Genomic DNA, 16,419 nt, shown 5'->3' on the forward strand with positions numbered 1-16,419 from the left:
GACACGTGTTGCGGTGCATCGCGATCGGGGTGACGGCGGCGGCGTTCGCGTCGCCGCTCGCGGTGGCCGACGCCGATCCCGTTGCGCCGCAGACGAATGCTTCGTGCACCGCGGAGGTGAAGGACGCGCTGACCTGGCCAGCCGGCGCCACCGCACCGATGGTGTGCGACGGCGTCAACTGGCAACCTGTCGCCGATCCCTATCCGATGAGCGACGAGTGGCTGAGCACCGGACCAGTGATGACGCTGCACGGCCAGGGACGTCGCAACCCCATGCTCGAATCAGGCCGCTGGACGGCCACCCCGCTGTCCCCTGAGAGCACCTGCGGGGCAACTCAATTCGCGGTGGTCTCCGGCACGCCGACCCTGACTCCGCCGCAATCCGATCGAGGCGAACCCGGTCGGACCCTGACGCTGGAAGTGGTACCCCGGCTGTTCACCATCGAGCTGACCGGCGACTGCTTGTGGCAGCGATTGCCCTAGGCCTGGCCCGCTACGGCGCGAAGAAGACCGACGTCTCCGAGCAGCCGGTAACCGCGTGGCCCGACGGGAACGAGCGGGGATCGGCATCGACGATGACGTCGTCGCGGTAGAACGCGTGCGTCGCGTCCGCGGCACATTCGAAGTCCGCGTTCAACACGTGGAACGTCGCGCCGTCGGCGTCGGGAATCGGCGTGCCCATCCAATAGCCGTGACGGTCGTCGCGGGCGAAGGGGCCTTCGAGCGCGTCGAACGACGGGACGTCGGCGTCGACGATGCGATCGGTGCCGTAGAAGACGTTGGCGCCGTCGCGTGAGTAGCCGTCCCTGAGCACCCGGAAGGTGGCCGGGTCGGCACCGACGACGGAGTTGCCGTTCACGTGCACGGTCCGATCGTCCTTCGTGAACAGGTAGTAGTCCGTGTCCGAGACGATCGAGAAGTGCGTGGGATCGTCCGACAGCACCCTGCCGTCGGACCAATACACCGCGCGGCCGTCCTTGGCCAAGTTGCCGTCGAGCAGCTCGAAGTTGGTCGGGTCGTCGCTGAGCACCGTGTCGCGTTGGTAGACGTGGCCGTCGTCCTTTGCGAAATCAGGGCGGTCGAGCAGGACGAAGCTGTCGGGATTCGCCTCGGGAAGCGGCCTGCCGTCGACGTATACCGTCGAACGGTCCTTCGCGAACGTCCGGTCCAATGGGGCGAACGACGCCGCATCGGCACCGTCGACCTGGGATGCCCTACCCGGAAAACCCCGAAGGTAGAACACCGTGTCTCCGCGGACGTGATAGCCGGCCGACTCGAAGAGCGAGTCGGGCGCCGCGTCCCGACCACAGGCCGTCATCGTGGCCACGACGGCGACACACGCAACGGCGACGAGCCGCCGCCGTCGCCGTGGCTGGTGCGGCGAACCTGTCATGGGGCAACGGTACTCGTCATCTTGGTCCTGACCCACGAACCCTAGTTCGACGTACCGGTGCTGGCGGTGACCCTGCGCCTGCCGCACATTGGTTGTCGGTGCCACTCCCGCATCCACCACGACGGCTCGTAACACCGGTCTGCAACCAGCCGATACGGGTATGAGAATTTGCCGACGTAGGGTCGGGTCGTGGCTCGCGAGACAGGGGATGACATGGGATTGAAGAACCTCGGCGCAGCACTTCTCGCCGGTGCCGCGTCCGTCGTCGTGGCGACGGCGGTCCCGGCACACGCGGACCCCACCGACGACGCGCGATCGGAACAGATCGACCAGGCGTTCCTCAAGGCCGTCAAGGATCAGGGCCTGAAGTTGAAGTCGGACGGGTTCGCCCTCGACCTGGCCCACTCGACGTGCGACGTGTTGACCCGCACCGGGTCGGTCGAGAACGCGTTGCGCCACGTCCAGAACGCCACCGACTGGTCGGACAGCAAGAAGATTGGCTCCTTCGGCAGCCTCGCGGTGCAGGGCTACTGCCCGACGTCGATGCCCAAGAAGTAACCCGCCGTCTAGTCGACCACTCCGCGCAGGCCGTCGGCGCCGAAGACGGGTTCGAGCATCGCCGAGTAATCGGGGCCTCGCCGCACCAGCTGGCCACCGTCGACGTTGATCACCTGCCCGGTGATCCAGCTCGCGGCGTCGCTGAGCAGGAAGACCGACGCGTTGGCGACGTCGGCGACCTCACCGACCCGCGGCAGTGGGGTACTGACGCGGTAGTCCTCGCTGAGTTCCGGCGAATCAAGCACCAGCGCAACGAGTTCGGTGCGGATGAGTCCCGGCCGGATCGAGTTGACCCGCACCCACGACGCGCCGAGCTCGTCGGCTCCCAGCTGCATCATGTGGTCGATCGCCGACTTGCTGACCCCGTACGCCCCGAACCACCGGTGGGTGTTGCTGGCCGCGACCGACGAGATGCCGACGAATGAGCCGCCGCCACCGCGGACCATCTCCCGTGCGGTGTGCTTGAGCACGTACATGGTGCCGTTGACGTTGAGGTCGACGGTGCGTCGCCACGCGTCGGAGTCGACCTGGGTGATCGGGCCGATCGTCTCGGACCCACCCGCACAGTGCACGACGCCGTTGAGGCGACCGCGCCAGGCGGTCGCCGCCTCCACCATCGCGGCGACTTCGTCCTCGTTGGTGACGTCGGCGGGCTCGTACCTGACCTCGCCCGAGCCGTCACCCGCTGCGGCGGTGATCTCCTCCTGCGCGGCGGCGAGCCTGTCGGCGTTGCGCCCGACGAGAACCACGTCGCCACCAGAGGCCACGACGGCAGTGGCAACTCCCTTGCCGATGCCGCTTCCACCACCCGTGACGATGATCGTCCGATCCGTCAATGAAAGCTGCACATCGCCCCCGTCGAGAGAAACTAGAACACGTTCTCGTCATGTAACCACACCTGATTTCAAGGTCGCCGGCGTATCGTCGACGGCGCAGTTGGTTCCCGCATACGACGGGCCCATCGGAGAGAAAGCGTGGCGATGACGAAACCACAGACCTCAACACGACGATTGCTTCTCGCCGGCGGTTTCGCCGTCGCGATCGCCGCCGCCCCCGCGGTGGCCGCATTCGCCAGCCCGTCGATCGCGCCCTCGTTCGGGGCGTCCTGCCCCAGCGGCGAGACCGAGGACGCCTTCACCGACATGTGCACCCCGGACCTCGTCCCGAACTCACCCGAGATCGCGCAGTCACCTGGCGGCCTGCCCTCGGTCGACGGGATTCCCTGCACCGGCGCAAATTCGGGCCAGTGCATCGGCCTGTCCGAGGACGCCCCCCAGTACGTGCCGCCGTCATCGTCGGTCGGGTCGAGCCCGACCATCACGGGGTCCACCAACTAGCTAAGTGTGATGACACGCTTCGGTAGATAACTCGCAGTATGTGAGCAGATTGCTGGCAGCTTCCATACAATCCACGCATGCCGCACTTCGAGTTCTCTGCACGACGCCTCATCCTTGCCGGCGGATTCGCGCTCGCCGTCGCCGCCGCACCGGCCGTGACCGCGATTGCGGTCCCCTCGGCCCCCGGCACACAGCTGGCCGAAAACTGCGCCGCGGGAGAGGACACCGACCAGTTCACCGGCTCGTGCGTCCCCTTCATGGTGCCCAATTCACCGGCGCCGGTGTTCACCACGCCCGCGGGCAACCCGGACATCCCCGAGATCGACGGCGTGCCGTGCACCGGGCGCGACTCGGGTGCGTGCATCGGCCTTGCCGAGGACGCGCCGCAGTACGTGCCACCCACCTCGTCGGTCGGCTCGGATCCGACGATCACCGGTTCGACCAACTGACGGCGGCCACGCCAGGGAACACGTGGAACTCGTGCAGATTCCCGGCAGCATCCCTACAATTCCTGCGACGAACCGTCAATATTCTCGGACACCACGAAATGCCCGGGAAACCACAGAAAGCGTGACAATGCCGCACCTTGAATTCTCTGCTCGACGAATCATCCTTGCCGGCGGATTCGCGCTTGCCTTCGCCGCCGCTCCCGCGGTGGCCGCCTTCGCCGTTCCCGTCGCCGCGAACGCCGCGCCCGCGGCGTCGTGCCCGGCCGGCGAGGAAGAGGACATGTACACGGGCTCCTGCCTGCCCCACACGGTGCCGAACTCGCCGACGAACAACGGCCTCCCGCCGTCGCCGATCTCGCAGTCCCCCGGCGGCCTGCCGTCCGTGGACGGCATCCCCTGCACCGGCGAGAACACCGGTCAGTGCATCGGTCTGCAGGACAATGCAGACAAATTCGTGCAGCCTCCGACGAGCATCAACGGCCAGTAACACCGATCAGGCTCTAGGCGGCTCGTCGAGTCGCCTAGAGTTGGTCCATGGCTGCAAAACCTGATCCTGCCGAAATCGGTGACGTCGAGCCCTTGGCCGACAGCACCGCCCGCATGGCGAGGCGTGTCGTCGCCGCGTACGCCACCGACGCCGACGAATGCCGGGTGTTCTTGTCCATGCTGGGCATCGGACCGGCGAAGCAAGAGGCGTAGTGGACTCAGGAGTAGGCGAATCAGCCGACTCCGGGCACTCTGAGGTCTTCGAGCTCGACCCGGTTGGCGAGGGCGAGTCCGACTTCGTCGTCGTCGCCAACCGGTTGCCGATCGACATGGAGCGTCGACCCGACGGCTCGACGACGTACAAGCGGAGTCCTGGCGGCCTCGTCACGGCGCTGGAACCGCTGCTGCGGAGACGGCGCGGTGCCTGGGTCGGATGGCCCGGTATCACCGACGGCGACGAAGAGCCCATCTTCGAGGACGACCTCGAGATGCGGCCAGTGGCGCTGTCTGCCGAGGATTTCGCCGACTACTACGAAGGTTTCTCCAACGCCACCCTGTGGCCGCTGTACCACGACGTCATCGTCAAGCCGATCTACCACCGAGAGTGGTGGGACCGGTACGTCGAGGTGAACCGTCGTTTCGCCGAGGCGACGGCTAGGGCCGCGGCGCACGGCGCGACGGTGTGGGTTCAGGACTATCAGCTACAGCTGGTGCCGAAGATGCTTCGCATGCTGCGGCCCGACCTGACCATCGGCTTCTTCCTGCACATCCCGTTCCCACCCGTCGAGCTCTTCATGCAGATGCCTTGGCGCACCGAGATCATCGAGGGCCTGCTCGGCGCCGACTTGGTCGGCTTCCACCTGCCCGGCGGCGCGCAGAACTTCATGATCCTGGCTCGACGGCTCCTCGGCGCGAACACCTCACGGGCCAACGTCGGCGTGCGGTCACGTTTCGGCGAAATCCAGGTCGGCTTCCGCACGGTGAAGGTGGGCGCGTTCCCGATCTCGATCGACTCCGAGGAACTCGACACCAAGGCGCGAAACCGCGGGGCTCGACAGCGCGCGAAGGAGTTGCGCGCCGATCTGGGCAATCCGCGCAAGATCCTTCTCGGTGTCGACCGACTCGACTACACCAAGGGCATCGACGTTCGGCTGCGGGCGTTCTCGGAGTTGCTCGACGAGGGCAGGATCGATCCAGACGACACGGTGTTGATTCAATTGGCGACGCCGAGTCGCGAGCGCGTGCAGAGCTACAAGATGATGCGCGAGGACATCGAGCGCCAGGTCGGGCACATCAACGGTGAGTACGGCAAGGTCGGGCACCCGATCGTGCACTACCTGCATCAGGCCCTACCGCGCGACGAACTGATCGCGTTCTTCGTCGCGGCCGACGTCATGTTGGTGACGCCGTTGCGCGACGGGATGAACCTGGTCGCCAAGGAGTACGTCGCCTGTCGCAGCGATCTCGGCGGCGCCTTGGTACTCAGCGAATTCACCGGCGCTGCAGCCGAACTGAGGCAGGCCTACCTCACCAACCCGCACCACATCGACGGTGTCAAGGACGCGATCGAGGCGGCGTTGGCGCAAACCCCCGAGGAGGGACGACGCCGGATGCGGGCGCTGCGTCGGCAGGTGCTGGCCCACGACGTCGACCGCTGGGCGCGCTCATTCCTCGAGGCGCTGGCCGCCACCCAGGACGCGGACACTCCTAGATCGGAGTGATGTTCCTGATCCGCCAGTCTTGGCCCACCTTCTGGTAGTCGACCTTCAACCGGCTGCCGTCGTAGAGCGGCTGCTTGGTCTTGTCAGTGAGCACGCGGTTCATGTAGACCATCACCGAGCCCGAATCGCGGTGCGCGTCAAGCATTCCGACACCGACGACGTTGACCTGGCTGATGAGCTGACGCTCACGCGCGGCAGGGATCACGTTCTTGGTGGTGTCGTCCTCGTACTCGCGACGGAAGTCCGAGGTCAGCAGCCGGTAGGCGTCGGTCCGGCTGCGTTCGATCGTCTGGTAGTCAAAGCCGAGGATGATTGGAATTTGCTGGGCCGCCAACTGCGGTAACTCGGCCCTGGCTTCCTGCTCACCAACCCGCTCGACACGATTCCAGTACAGAGTGCCCCCAAAACCGGCCAACGCGACGAAGCCGACCGCGAACAAGATGCCGACTAGCACCGTCAGCCGGGAACTCAAGCGACCCATCAGTTGCCCCCGTCGGGATATTTCAGGTCGTAACCCGTCATGCGTCCGTTGTCGTCCTCGTGCACGATGACCCGCAGCCGGTACGGCTTCGAGGGGGAGTTGACCCCGTCCAGATTGGTGACCGTCACCCGCACCGACACCAGAACCGAGGCGTTGTCCGCCGTGTCGTCGATCTTCTCCAGCGCCGAGCCGTTGATCACGGCCTCGGAACTGGCGTTCGTGTCGCGGAAGATCGCCTTGAGGTTCTCGACGTTGTTGCCCTGGCTCATCATGTCCCGCAGTGGACCGCTGATGCCGTTGACGAACCGGTTCACGCTCTCGTCGATGTCGTTCTGGGTGTAGCTGAACATGTTCACCACCGTCTGCGACGCGGTGTCGACGAACTTCTGATCCCGCGCTTCCTCGGCCTGCGCGTGACGCTGCTGGTTGAACAGCAGCGCGACCACGCCGGCCATCGCGGCGACCAGGACGGCCGTGACGCCAAGGGCGAGTCCGGCGACCAGCATGCGGTGCGGTTGCCGCCGGGGCGGCGGCCCAACCGGCTTGACGGGACGCACCTTGACGGCCGGTGGGGTGTCGACCACGTGCGCCGTTGGCTCCGGAACAGCTCCGGCCGGACCGGCCGCCCTCGACGCGCGGCGCCGGGCGGCGGCCTTCTTCACCGACTCCGGGGTCTCGGTCGACGATTCGCCGGATGTCGTGTCAGTCAATCCATTTCCCTCGGGTCGCGTCGCTCTCGTCGTTCGGAGCGGTTGTTCACTTACGCCTGTCGTGGATCCAACATCAGATCCACCCACGTCTCCGCGGAGTTCACCTTGTCCATGCCGTCGGCGTAGACGCCCGTGCCCCCTGCGGGGTCGACGAAGACGCCGTTCTTCGAATCGTACGTCGCCGTGGTGGGACCACTTGCCTGCGGTGGCACTGCCTCCGACGGGAGGAGCGGCCCCTGACCCGGCGGAAGCTCGGCCGGCGGGGGTGGCGCGATCGCCGGCGGCGGAACTGCCCCTGGCGGCGTCCTGCCGTACGGCGGGACGATCTGGTCCGGCGGCGCGTAGAACGGCAGCGGCGGTGGCGGCGGTCCAAGGTCACTTGGCGGCACCGGCAGCGGGAACGGGGCGTTGGGCGCGGGCCCCGGTCCTGGCGGCACGCCAGGCGGCAGTTGCACGACGGGTGGTCCCGGGTCGTAGTCCGCCCCTGGCGGGATGTTCGGGAACTTGTTGGGGGGCGTGATGTTTCGGCCGTTTTCCACCGGCGTGCCGTAGGGCACCGGCGGACCGCGCCACGGGTTGTTGCCGATCGGCACGTAGCCGCGCGGATCCCGGCACAGCTGCACCGTCGGCGCGCGCTTGCCGGGGAACTCCTGGCACGGGTAGTTGCGGGCACCGCGCACCACCGACGGGTCGTTCTGAGCGGTCTTGCAGTACAGGTCAGTCGGCAGCTCGCGCAGCGTGGTGTCCGCGGGCGACCGGATCATCGCCGGCGGGATGAAACCCGTCGAGCAGGGCGGCGCGTCGCCGAGGTTGACCTTGAAGTCGAGCTTGCCGCCCTCGTCGGCGGGCAATCCGCCACCGACGGTGAGCAGCGCGGCGAACAGCGCCGGGACGATCACCAGCGCCTGCTCGATCGACTTGCGGTAGATCACGCCGATGCGGCCGGCGTTCGCCAGGTTGGCGGCGAGCATCGGGAAGTTCGGGCGGATGCCGTCGAAGGTGGTGTTCGCGGCCTGCGCGGCACCGGGTGCGGTCTGCAGTACCGACCGGACCTGCGGATCGGCCTTCGCAAGCTGAGTGGTGAAACGGGCGAGACCGTCTGCGAGCGACTTGACGTCGTCACCGCTGCGGATCTGCGAGTCGAGGAACGGTCCGGCCTGATCGATCAACTGCGAAATCTGGCCGTAGTTGTTGTTGGCCTCGTCGACGAGGAGCCGTGACGACTGGATCATCCTGGCCAGCTCGGGGCCGGATCCGTTGAACGCCTTGAACGTTTCGCGCAACAGGTCCTGTACGCGCGCGTCGCCGATGCTGCTCACCAACGTGTCTGCTTGCTCAAGCAGTACGGCGATGTCCTGGCCGACGGCGGTGCGGTCGAGGCCGATGTTGGCGCCGTCGCGAAGCAGCTTCGTCGAGGCGTCCTTCGGCGGCACCAGGTCGACGTACTGCTCGCCGATGGCGGACACGCTCTTGACGGTCGCGGTCACGTTGTCGGGTACGTCGGTGTCGGTGTTGAGCCGCATCGAGGCGACCACGCCGGTGTCGTCGAGGCTGACGTTCTCGACGCGGCCGATCGTCACACCGCGGTAGGTGACGTTGGCGTTCTGGTAAAGCCCACCACCGGCTTTGAACTCCGCGGTGATGTGGTACGCGCCGATGCCCACCGCGGCGGGCAGGTGGAGATAGAACGCCGAGATGGCGCCAACGCAGACGACGGTGACGATCGAGAAGATCGTCAACTGCAGACGTGTCAGACGGTCCAGCATCAGGGAGTCCCCCCGTCGTGCTGGGTCGCCGTGCCCGGCGGGATCTTGAACGGGTCGGCGGCTTGTCCGGAGAGGTTCGCCATCGCCCCGACGAGGAAGTCCGGCGGGTTGATGATCTCGGACATGTGCTTCATGTTCGGGTCGAGGCCCTTCGAGGTGGTGAACACCGATTCACCCGTCCTGCGCAGCGTGAGGTCGAACGTCACGAATACGTTCAGGTAGTCGCCACGGACCGCGTTGCGCAGGTACTTGTAGTGGAAGGGAAACGTCGGCAGGATTTCGAGATCCTTGATGAAGTCGTCGACGTTGTCGTTGAGCGCCTTGATGACCGGATACAAATCCTTGAAGTCGGCGACGAGGTCGACCTTGGTCTCCGACAAGACGTGCGACGCCACCCCGGCGAACGTCTGCAGCGCGGCGAACGCGTCGACGATGTTGCTTCGGTTCTCGTTGAGGACCTTGAGCGCCGCGGGCAGCGAGTCGAGGGCGCGTCCCAGGCTGTCCCTTCCGTTGGCGAGGATGCCCGCGAAGCGGTTCAACCCGTCCATGGCGGCGACGATGTCGTTGGTCTGCTGGTCCAGGGACGAGGTGAGCTCCGCAAGTCGCGGGAGCAGGTCGGCGAATTGACCGGAGCGGCCCGCGACGGCGTTGTAGAACTCGTCGGTGATGTCTTGCAGCGCACCGAGATTGCCCTTGTTGACCACGACGCCCAGCGACGAAAGCACTTCCTCGGTGGTGGGATAGCGGCCAGCGCGGGACAGCGGGATGTTGGAGCCCTCGCGGAGTTTGCCCTGTCCCGCCTGGTCGACCGGCGTGGCGAGGTCGATGTGCTGGGAGCCGAGCAGCGAAGTTTGAGCCACCTTGGCGGTCGCGTTCTCCGGGAGGTCGACGCCCCCGTCAAGCGACACCTTGACCGCTGCGTAATACGTGCCGTCGGGACGCTGCACCGCCTCGATTCCCGACACGCTGCCGACCGTCACGTCGTCGATCATCACCGGCGAGTTCTGCGGCAGCGTCGCCACGTCGGGAAGTTCCACCGTGATGGTGTACGAACCCTTCCCGTGGCCCGCGGTGCCCGGCATGTCGAGTGAGTTCAGCCCGCCGAAGGCGCAGCCTGCCGACAGGACGGCGGCCGAGCCGATCGCCACGGTGCTGCGCCCGATGCGCAGCGCCTTACGAGGCAACGTTCTTTCACTGTTCACTGTTAACCACCCCCCGCTTCGGCTGGTAACGGCGGACCGGGTGCCGGTCCGGGCAGCGGACCACTGCCGTCGGGCGGGGGTCCGTACCCCTCGGCCGGGGCACCGACTTGCGACACCTGACCGGGAACCGGCGGTGGCGGTAGGAGCAGGTCGGTCAGCCTGCCGTCGGGTCCGAGCGTCGGTGGCGTCACGCCGGGAGCGGGTTGCCACTGCAGGTACGGCACCGGCGTCTGGGCCTTCGCCTCGGTTTCCGGTGTGTCGTAGATGATCTGGCCCTTGTAGGCCGTGATGCTGTTGATCGGGTGGAACAGGATCGGCGGGTAGTTCACCGCGAGACGCTTCAAGACGGGCCCCATCCGCTGACGGCAGATCTCGGCGCGCTTGTAGTTGTCTGGCGAGGCCCCGACGTCGAACGTGCCACCGCAGATGAACTGCACCGGGTTGGCGAAGTTGGGCAGCGACAGCAGACCGCCGACGGTGCCCTGGGCCGGGTTGTAGATGTTGTAGAAGTTCGCCAGGCCGTTCGGCGTGATGTGCAGAACCTGTTCGATGTCGTCGCTGTGCTCGGTCAACAGGTTGGTGAAGTCGGTCAGCTTGCCGATCTGGCCGATCAACGCCTCGTTGTTCTCGTTGAGGAAACCCTTGACGTCGCCAAGCGCCTGGTTCAGCGCGCCGAGTGTCTGGTCGAGGTCCTTGGAACTGTCGGCCAACACCTGCGACACCGAGGCCACGTGATTGGAGAACTGGACGATCTGTTCGTTGCTGTTGGCCAACGCGTTCACCAGCACCTGCAGGTTGCGGACGGTCCCGAACAGGTCGCTGCGGGAGTCACCGAGGCGCCCCGCCGTCTGGGACAGTTCCCGCAGCGCGTTGCGGAAGGAGTCGCCGTTGCCGTCGAAGGTGTCGGCCGCCTGATTCACGAATGACGCCAGCGGTCCCTGCATGTCGCCCTGTTTGGGTCCGAGCGACGCGCTGAGCTGGGTGAGCTGGGTCTTGACGTCGTCCCACTCGACGGGAACGCCGGTGCGGTCGAGGCCGATCTGGGCGCCGTCGGCCATCACCGCCCCACCGGTGTAGGCGGGGGCGAACTGGATGAACCTGGCCGACACCAGGTTCGGCGCGATGATGAGGGCCCGCGCGTCGGCGGGCAGCTTGACGTCGCCGTCGACGATCATCGTGACCTTGACGTCGTCGGCGCGTGGCTGGATCGACTTGATCTTGCCGACCGGAACACCGACCACCCGGATGTCGTCACCCGGGTAGAGACCCACCGTGGACGGGAAGTATGCGACGACCTCGTGGCCCTTGGCCGACGGCCACACCACGTACACGCCGCCGATCAAGGCGGCAACCAACATGGCGACCACGGCGAACCGCAGCCACCTGTTGCGCGAACCAGTCGAATTCTCTTGTGTCATGGCGACTTCGGCCTAATCACCATGCGCTCGGAAATGAATCCACGCAGGTAGTCGGCGAGGCTGTCCGGCAGCTTGCCTGGCTGGAAGTAGGTGTCCAGCAGGACCTCGGAGAGCGTGGCGGGGGGCAAGCCGTAGAGGTTGATGTTGAAGCCCGGGCCGTTGCCGACGACCTCGCCGAGTGCGGTGGCGTACGGGGGCAGCCTGCGAAGTGCCTCGCCGATGTGCTCCTTGCGCTCGAGCAGGTTGTCCAGCACGGCGTTCAACTTCTGCAGGGCAGGCGCGAACTCGCGCTTGTTGTCGGCGACGAAGCCCGAGAGTTGTTCGGAGACGGCCTGAATCCCGCCGATCAGATTGCTCAACGCCTGGCGCTTCTCGTCGAGTGCGGCGAACAGCAGGTTCCCGTCGGTGATCAACTGGTTGACCTGACCGGAGCGCTGCGCGAGGGTGTCGGACACCTTCTTGGCATGGGCGAGCAGTTGTTCGAGCGCCTCGTCGCGCTTGTTGATGCTGCGGGACAGATCGGTGACGCCGTCCAGCGCCCCGCGCAACTGTGGGGTCGCGTCGCGCAACGTGTCGGTCAGCACCTGAAGGGCCTGCTCGAACTTGGGCTTGTCGAGTTCGCCCGCGTTCTGGCCGAGGTCCTGCAGCGCGGTGTTCAGTGTGTAGGGAGTAGTGGTGCGGCCCAACGGAATCATCGTCGTGCTGCCCGATCCCTTCGGGGTCACCGAGAGGGACTTCTGGCCGAGCACCGTATCGGTCTTGATCGCCACCAGGGACTGGTCGCCGACGCGCACCTTTCGGTCCGCGGTGAACTTCACCAGAGCCGAGTCGCCGGCGAGCTCGACCGAGTTGACCTTGCCGACCTTGATGCCCGACACGTTGACGTCGTTGCCGGGGGTGATGCCGCCTGCGTCGGTGAAGTACGCCTCGTAGTTCTTGCCCTGCGGCAAGAACGGAAGGCCGGTGTAGCCGAAGGAGACCAGCACCAGGCACGCCACCAGGGTGATGCCGAAGACACCGGTGCGTACGGGGTTGCTCTCGCCGGGTCTAGCCATTCTCCGAGCACCTCCCCTTGGTCGGATCGGACGGACCGCCGAACGGAATCAGGATGTCGCTGCCCGCAGGTCCGTTGATCTTCATCCGGATCGAGCAGTAGTAGATGTTGAAGAACGATCCGTACGCGCCAAGGGCGTTGAGCCGCAGGTAATTCTCCGCCAGCGGCTCGATGACCTTGTTGACGTCGGCCTTGCGCTCGTCGAGTCGCTGCGCCAACGGCCGGAGGTTCTCGACGACACCCTGGATGGGGCGGCGACCCGTTTGCAGCAGATCCGTCAGATCGTTGGTGGCGGACGCCAACGGCGGAATGGCGCCCGCGACGGGATCGCGATTCTCCGCCAGCCCGGTGATGAGCTGCTGCAACTGGTCGACGGCCGCGTTGAACTGCGCGCCCTTCTCGTCGACCGTGCCGAGCACGGCGTTGAGGTTGTTGATGGTGTCGCCGATCAGCTGGTCACGAGCGGCGAGGTTCTGGGTGAACGACGACGTGGTGGCGAGCAGGGTCGAGAGCGATCCGCCCTGTCCCTGAAGCAGTTCGATGACGGCGTTGCTGACCTCGTTGACCTTGCTGCCGTCGAGGCCCTTGAGCACGGGCCGAAGTCCGCCGAGCAGTGCGTCGAGGTCCAGTGCGGGTTCGGTGTTCGCCGTCCCGATGGTCGCGCCCGCCGGGAGCTTGCGCAGATCACCGGGGCCCGAGGTGATTTCGAGGTAGCGGTCACCGACGAGGTTCTGGTAGCGGACGAGGGCCCTCGTCGAGGTGTAGAGCTGATAGCGGCCGTCGACGTCGAACGCCACGTCGACGGTGTTGTCGGGATTGAGCTCGACGGACTTCACCGAACCCACCGGCACACCGGCGATCCGGACGTCCTGACCCGCCTTGAGACGCGAGGCCTCGGTGAACGTGGCGTGGAAGCTGTTGCCCGACCCAAAGCGGAACTGCCCGAAGACGACTACCAGACCCGCCGCCACCAACAACATGGCGACGGTGAAGATGCTGACGTAGACCACCGTCTTGTCCGTCTTCATCTAGAAGTCGTCCCTTTCCGCGTAAGCGCCGTGGAACAGGAACTGCAACGTCGACGGTGCGTCGAACTGCAGTTCGGTGTTGGGCTGGTAGGGAATGTAGGCGTTGTCGGTGACGAGGAAGGGTGGCCGATACCACGAACCGCCGTATTGCTTGCTCGGAATGTTGGGCAGCCCACGGCAATTGGGACCGCCCGAGGCATTCACCATCGGCAGGCTCTCGGGGTAGGTGTAGGCGGGAGCGCCCGGCAGGAAGTTCGACGCGACGAACAGGCCGGGACGAATGCCACCGATCACCGGCGCGAACGTGTCGACGGCCTGGGCGACGCCCCTGAGCACACAGCCCAGTTCCGGCGAGTAGTCACCGAGGACCTTCAGCGGCGCGCGCAGCCGCTGCACGGCTGCGATCAAGTCTTCGGCCCCGGGTTGCAGGGTGGCGGTGCCGTTGTTCGCCAACCCGGTGGCGGCCAGCAAGGTCGCGTTCAGGTTGTCCTGCTGGTCGACGACGGTCTTGCTGATCGTCGGCGTGTTCTCGAACACCGTGACCAGGTCGGGGGCGGCGTCGGCATAGACGTTTCCGACGACGCCGGTCTTCTGGAAGACCTCTTGCAGCTGGGGCAGCTTTGGATTGAATTGCTGCAGATAGTAATTGAGCCCCGCGAGCGTGGCGCCTAGATCGTCGCCGTTGCCGCGCACGCCCTCGCCGAGCGCGCTCAGCGTGGCGTTGAGGTTGACCGGGTCGACCTTCTGCAGGGTGTTTGTCAGCGACTGGAAGAGAGTGTTGACCTCGAGCTGCACGTCGGGTGCGTTCACCTGCGCGCCGGGGCGCAGCGAGCCGCCCTTCGGCTCCTCGGGTGTCAGGAATTCCACTGCCTTGGCCCCGAAGACCGTGGTGCCTGCGATGCGCACCTTCGCGTTCGACGGGATGAACTTCAGCTGACTGCTGTCCATGGCCAGCGTCAACTTGGCCTGTTCGCCCGCGTACTCGATGGATTCGACCTTGCCGATCTGAATGCCGCGGTACTTCACCTTGGCGTCGGTCTCCATCACCAGGCCGGCGCGCGGCGCGGTCACGGTCACCTTGTCGGTGCGGGTGAACGCCGCCGTGTACGAGAGGTAGGTGAAGACGACGGCCGCCAGCATGACAGCCGCGAGGATCGCAGCGGCGATCCTCACATGACTGCGCTTGGCGTCACCCATCTCGCGACCCGCCTATCCGGACAAGTTGAAGTTGCCCGACGCGCCGTACGCGGCCAGGGAGATGAACAAGGTAATGGTGACCACGACGATGAGCGAGGTCCGGACGGCCTGACCGACGGCGATCCCGACGCCGACGGGTCCGCCGGATGCGTTGTAGCCGTAGTACGTATGCACCAGCATCACCGCTATCGACATGACGATGGCCTGAAGGAAGGACCACAGCAGGTCGGTCGGCACCAGGAACGTGTTGAAGTAGTGGTCGTAGAGTCCCGCCGACTGCCCGTTGATGAACACCGTCGTGAAGCGCGCGGCGAAGAACGCCGCCAGCACCGACAGCGAGTACAGCGGGACGATCGCGATGAGTCCCGCGATGATCCGCGTCGACACCAGGTAGGACACCGAGTGCACCGCCATCGCCTCGACGGCGTCGATCTCCTCGGCGACGCGCATGGCGCCCAATTGGGCGGTGGTGCCTGCGCCGATCGTCGCGGCGAGGGCGATGCCCGCGATCACCGGAGCCACGATGCGCACGTTGAGGAACGCGGAGAGGAAGCCGGTCAGGGCTTCGATGCCGATGTTGCCGAGCGACGAATAGCCCTGGACCGCAATGACACCACCGGAGGCCAACGTCAGGAACGCGGCGACGCCGACGGTGCCGCCGATCATGACGAGGGCGCCGGCGCCCATCGTCATCTCGGCGATGAGGCGGATGGTCTCCTTGCGATAGCGGGTCAGCGCGTTGGGGATGTAGCGCACGGACTCGCCGTAGAAGAGCGCCTGCTCCCCCACGGTGTCGATGGCCTTTGGCACGCCTCGGAAGAACCGGCGGATGCGGAGTGTCGCGTCGTAACTCACTATCGGGCCAGCACTCTCACGCCGACTGCCGTCAGGATCACGTTGATCACGAACAGACAGATGAAGGCATAGACGACGGTCTCGTTGACGGCGACGCCGACACCCTTGGGCCCGCCCTTGACCGTCAATCCGCGGTAGCACCCGACCAGGCCGGCCATCAGACCGAACAGGAGCGCCTTGAACATGGCGAGCACCAGTTCGCCAAGCCCGGTGAGGATGGTGAGTCCGTTGATGAAGGCGCCGGGGTTGACGCCCTGAAGGAAGACGGAGAACACGTAGCCGCCTGCGATGCCGATGGCGCAGACGAGACCGTTGAGCAGCAGCGCCACCAGGGTCGACGCCAGCACCCGGGGGACTACGAGACGCTGGATCGGGTCGATGCCGAGCACGCGCATCGCGTCGATCTCTTCGCGGATGGTGCGGGCGCCGAGGTCCGCGCAGATCGCGGTGGCGCCTGCGCCGGCCACGACGAGCACCGTCACCACCGGGCCGAGCTGCGTGATGGTGCCGAAAGCGGTGCCCGCGCCGGAGAGGTCGGCCGCGCCGAGCTCACGAAGCAGGATGTTGAGCGTGAACGCCACCAGAACCGTGAACGGGATGGCGACCAGCAGCGTCGGAACCAGCGAGACGCGCGCGATCATCCACGTTTGATCGAGGAATTCCCGGAACTGGAAGGGCCTGCGGAAGACCTTGACGAAGGTGTCCAGTGACATTTCGAAGAATCCGCCAACGGCCCGCGCCGGAGCCGTCAGCTGTTCCTTCAAC

At 66.1% G+C, this 16,419-nt stretch carries 19 protein-coding genes; 7 read left to right on the top strand and 12 right to left on the bottom strand.

Features of this window, described 5'->3' with window-relative positions; all coding sequences use genetic code 11:
* Window positions 1-5: 5 nt before the first annotated feature.
* Window positions 6-482 carry a hypothetical protein gene (locus tag B1790_RS16590; protein ID WP_079924363.1) on the top strand — a complete coding sequence of 159 codons (477 nt, stop codon included), beginning with the start codon at window positions 6-8 and terminating at the stop codon, window positions 480-482.
* 10 nt (window positions 483-492) lie between these two features.
* Here the strand turns inward: B1790_RS16590 and B1790_RS16595 are convergent, their stop codons facing one another.
* Window positions 493-1,392 (bottom strand): DKNYY domain-containing protein, encoded by a 900-nt coding sequence (locus B1790_RS16595; RefSeq protein ID WP_079924364.1) that lies wholly within the window; start codon window positions 1,390-1,392, stop codon window positions 493-495.
* Window positions 1,393-1,605: 213 nt separating this feature from the next.
* Between B1790_RS16595 and B1790_RS16600 the strand changes: the two genes are divergently transcribed.
* Window positions 1,606-1,950: a DUF732 domain-containing protein gene (locus B1790_RS16600; RefSeq protein ID WP_079924365.1), complete on the top strand. Its 345-nt coding sequence runs from the start codon at window positions 1,606-1,608 to the stop codon at window positions 1,948-1,950.
* An 8-nt stretch (window positions 1,951-1,958) separates the two neighbouring features.
* Here B1790_RS16600 and B1790_RS16605 read toward each other — a convergent pair whose 3' ends face one another.
* Window positions 1,959-2,798 (bottom strand): SDR family oxidoreductase, encoded by an 840-nt coding sequence (locus B1790_RS16605; protein WP_079924366.1) that lies wholly within the window; start codon window positions 2,796-2,798, stop codon window positions 1,959-1,961.
* Window positions 2,799-2,930: 132 nt separating this feature from the next.
* Here B1790_RS16605 and B1790_RS16610 point away from each other — a divergent pair, with 132 nt between their 5' ends.
* The 5 genes from B1790_RS16610 to B1790_RS16625 all read left to right on the top strand — a co-directional run bounded on the left by B1790_RS16610 (window position 2,931) and on the right by B1790_RS16625 (window position 5,943).
* A complete protein-coding gene (locus tag B1790_RS16610) occupies window positions 2,931-3,287 on the top strand; it encodes an intersectin-EH binding protein Ibp1 (RefSeq protein WP_079924367.1) in 357 nt (118 codons plus the stop codon).
* 77 nt (window positions 3,288-3,364) lie between these two features.
* Window positions 3,365-3,736 carry a hypothetical protein gene (locus B1790_RS16615; RefSeq protein ID WP_079924368.1) on the top strand — a complete coding sequence of 124 codons (372 nt, stop codon included), beginning with the start codon at window positions 3,365-3,367 and terminating at the stop codon, window positions 3,734-3,736.
* A gap of 127 nt (window positions 3,737-3,863) precedes the next feature.
* Window positions 3,864-4,223: a hypothetical protein gene (locus tag B1790_RS16620; RefSeq protein ID WP_079924369.1), complete on the top strand. Its 360-nt coding sequence runs from the start codon at window positions 3,864-3,866 to the stop codon at window positions 4,221-4,223.
* Window positions 4,224-4,270: 47 nt separating this feature from the next.
* Complete coding sequence (locus B1790_RS35020; RefSeq protein ID WP_162253332.1) at window positions 4,271-4,435, top strand: hypothetical protein; 165 nt, start codon at window positions 4,271-4,273, stop codon at window positions 4,433-4,435.
* Window positions 4,435-5,943 carry a trehalose-6-phosphate synthase gene (locus tag B1790_RS16625; protein WP_233165154.1) on the top strand — a complete coding sequence of 503 codons (1,509 nt, stop codon included), beginning with the start codon at window positions 4,435-4,437 and terminating at the stop codon, window positions 5,941-5,943. Before B1790_RS35020 ends, B1790_RS16625 begins: the two co-directional genes overlap by 1 nt.
* Here the strand turns inward: B1790_RS16625 and B1790_RS16630 are convergent.
* The 10 genes from B1790_RS16630 to B1790_RS16675 are packed head-to-tail and all read right to left on the bottom strand — an operon-like array spanning window position 5,930 to window position 16,367.
* Window positions 5,930-6,424, bottom strand: coding sequence for a mammalian cell entry protein (locus tag B1790_RS16630; protein ID WP_079924371.1), 495 nt, complete (start codon window positions 6,422-6,424; stop codon window positions 5,930-5,932). The genes B1790_RS16625 and B1790_RS16630 overlap by 14 nt on opposite strands.
* Complete coding sequence (locus B1790_RS16635; protein ID WP_369832358.1) at window positions 6,424-7,134, bottom strand: mammalian cell entry protein; 711 nt, start codon at window positions 7,132-7,134, stop codon at window positions 6,424-6,426. The genes B1790_RS16630 and B1790_RS16635 overlap by 1 nt, the downstream gene beginning before the upstream one ends.
* A 50-nt stretch (window positions 7,135-7,184) precedes the next feature.
* Window positions 7,185-8,900, bottom strand: a complete 1,716-nt coding sequence (locus B1790_RS16640) for a virulence factor Mce family protein (protein ID WP_079924372.1) — start codon at window positions 8,898-8,900, stop codon at window positions 7,185-7,187.
* Window positions 8,900-10,084 (bottom strand): MCE family protein, encoded by a 1,185-nt coding sequence (locus tag B1790_RS16645; protein ID WP_369832360.1) that lies wholly within the window; start codon window positions 10,082-10,084, stop codon window positions 8,900-8,902. Before B1790_RS16645 ends, B1790_RS16640 begins: the two co-directional genes overlap by 1 nt.
* A gap of 20 nt (window positions 10,085-10,104) precedes the next feature.
* A complete protein-coding gene (locus B1790_RS16650; RefSeq protein WP_079924373.1) occupies window positions 10,105-11,520 on the bottom strand; it encodes an MCE family protein in 1,416 nt (471 codons plus the stop codon).
* Complete coding sequence (locus B1790_RS16655; RefSeq protein ID WP_079924374.1) at window positions 11,517-12,575, bottom strand: MCE family protein; 1,059 nt, start codon at window positions 12,573-12,575, stop codon at window positions 11,517-11,519. Before B1790_RS16655 ends, B1790_RS16650 begins: the two co-directional genes overlap by 4 nt.
* The gene (locus tag B1790_RS16660; protein ID WP_079924375.1) at window positions 12,568-13,602 is read right to left on the bottom strand and encodes an MCE family protein; all 1,035 of its coding nucleotides are present in this window, start codon (window positions 13,600-13,602) and stop codon (window positions 12,568-12,570) included. The genes B1790_RS16655 and B1790_RS16660 overlap by 8 nt, the downstream gene beginning before the upstream one ends.
* Window positions 13,603-14,799: an MCE family protein gene (locus B1790_RS16665; protein ID WP_079924376.1), complete on the bottom strand. Its 1,197-nt coding sequence runs from the start codon at window positions 14,797-14,799 to the stop codon at window positions 13,603-13,605. It lies immediately after the preceding gene.
* 12 nt (window positions 14,800-14,811) lie between these two features.
* Entirely contained in the window at window positions 14,812-15,654 is an 843-nt protein-coding gene (locus B1790_RS16670; RefSeq protein ID WP_079924377.1) for an ABC transporter permease, read from the bottom strand.
* Window positions 15,654-16,367: an MlaE family ABC transporter permease gene (locus B1790_RS16675; RefSeq protein WP_369832361.1), complete on the bottom strand. Its 714-nt coding sequence runs from the start codon at window positions 16,365-16,367 to the stop codon at window positions 15,654-15,656. Before B1790_RS16675 ends, B1790_RS16670 begins: the two co-directional genes overlap by 1 nt.
* Between the last annotated feature and the right edge of the window lie 52 nt (window positions 16,368-16,419).

The sequence above is a fragment of the Mycobacterium sp. AT1 genome, from assembly GCF_002043095.1.
Lineage (GTDB): Bacteria > Actinomycetota > Actinomycetes > Mycobacteriales > Mycobacteriaceae > Mycobacterium.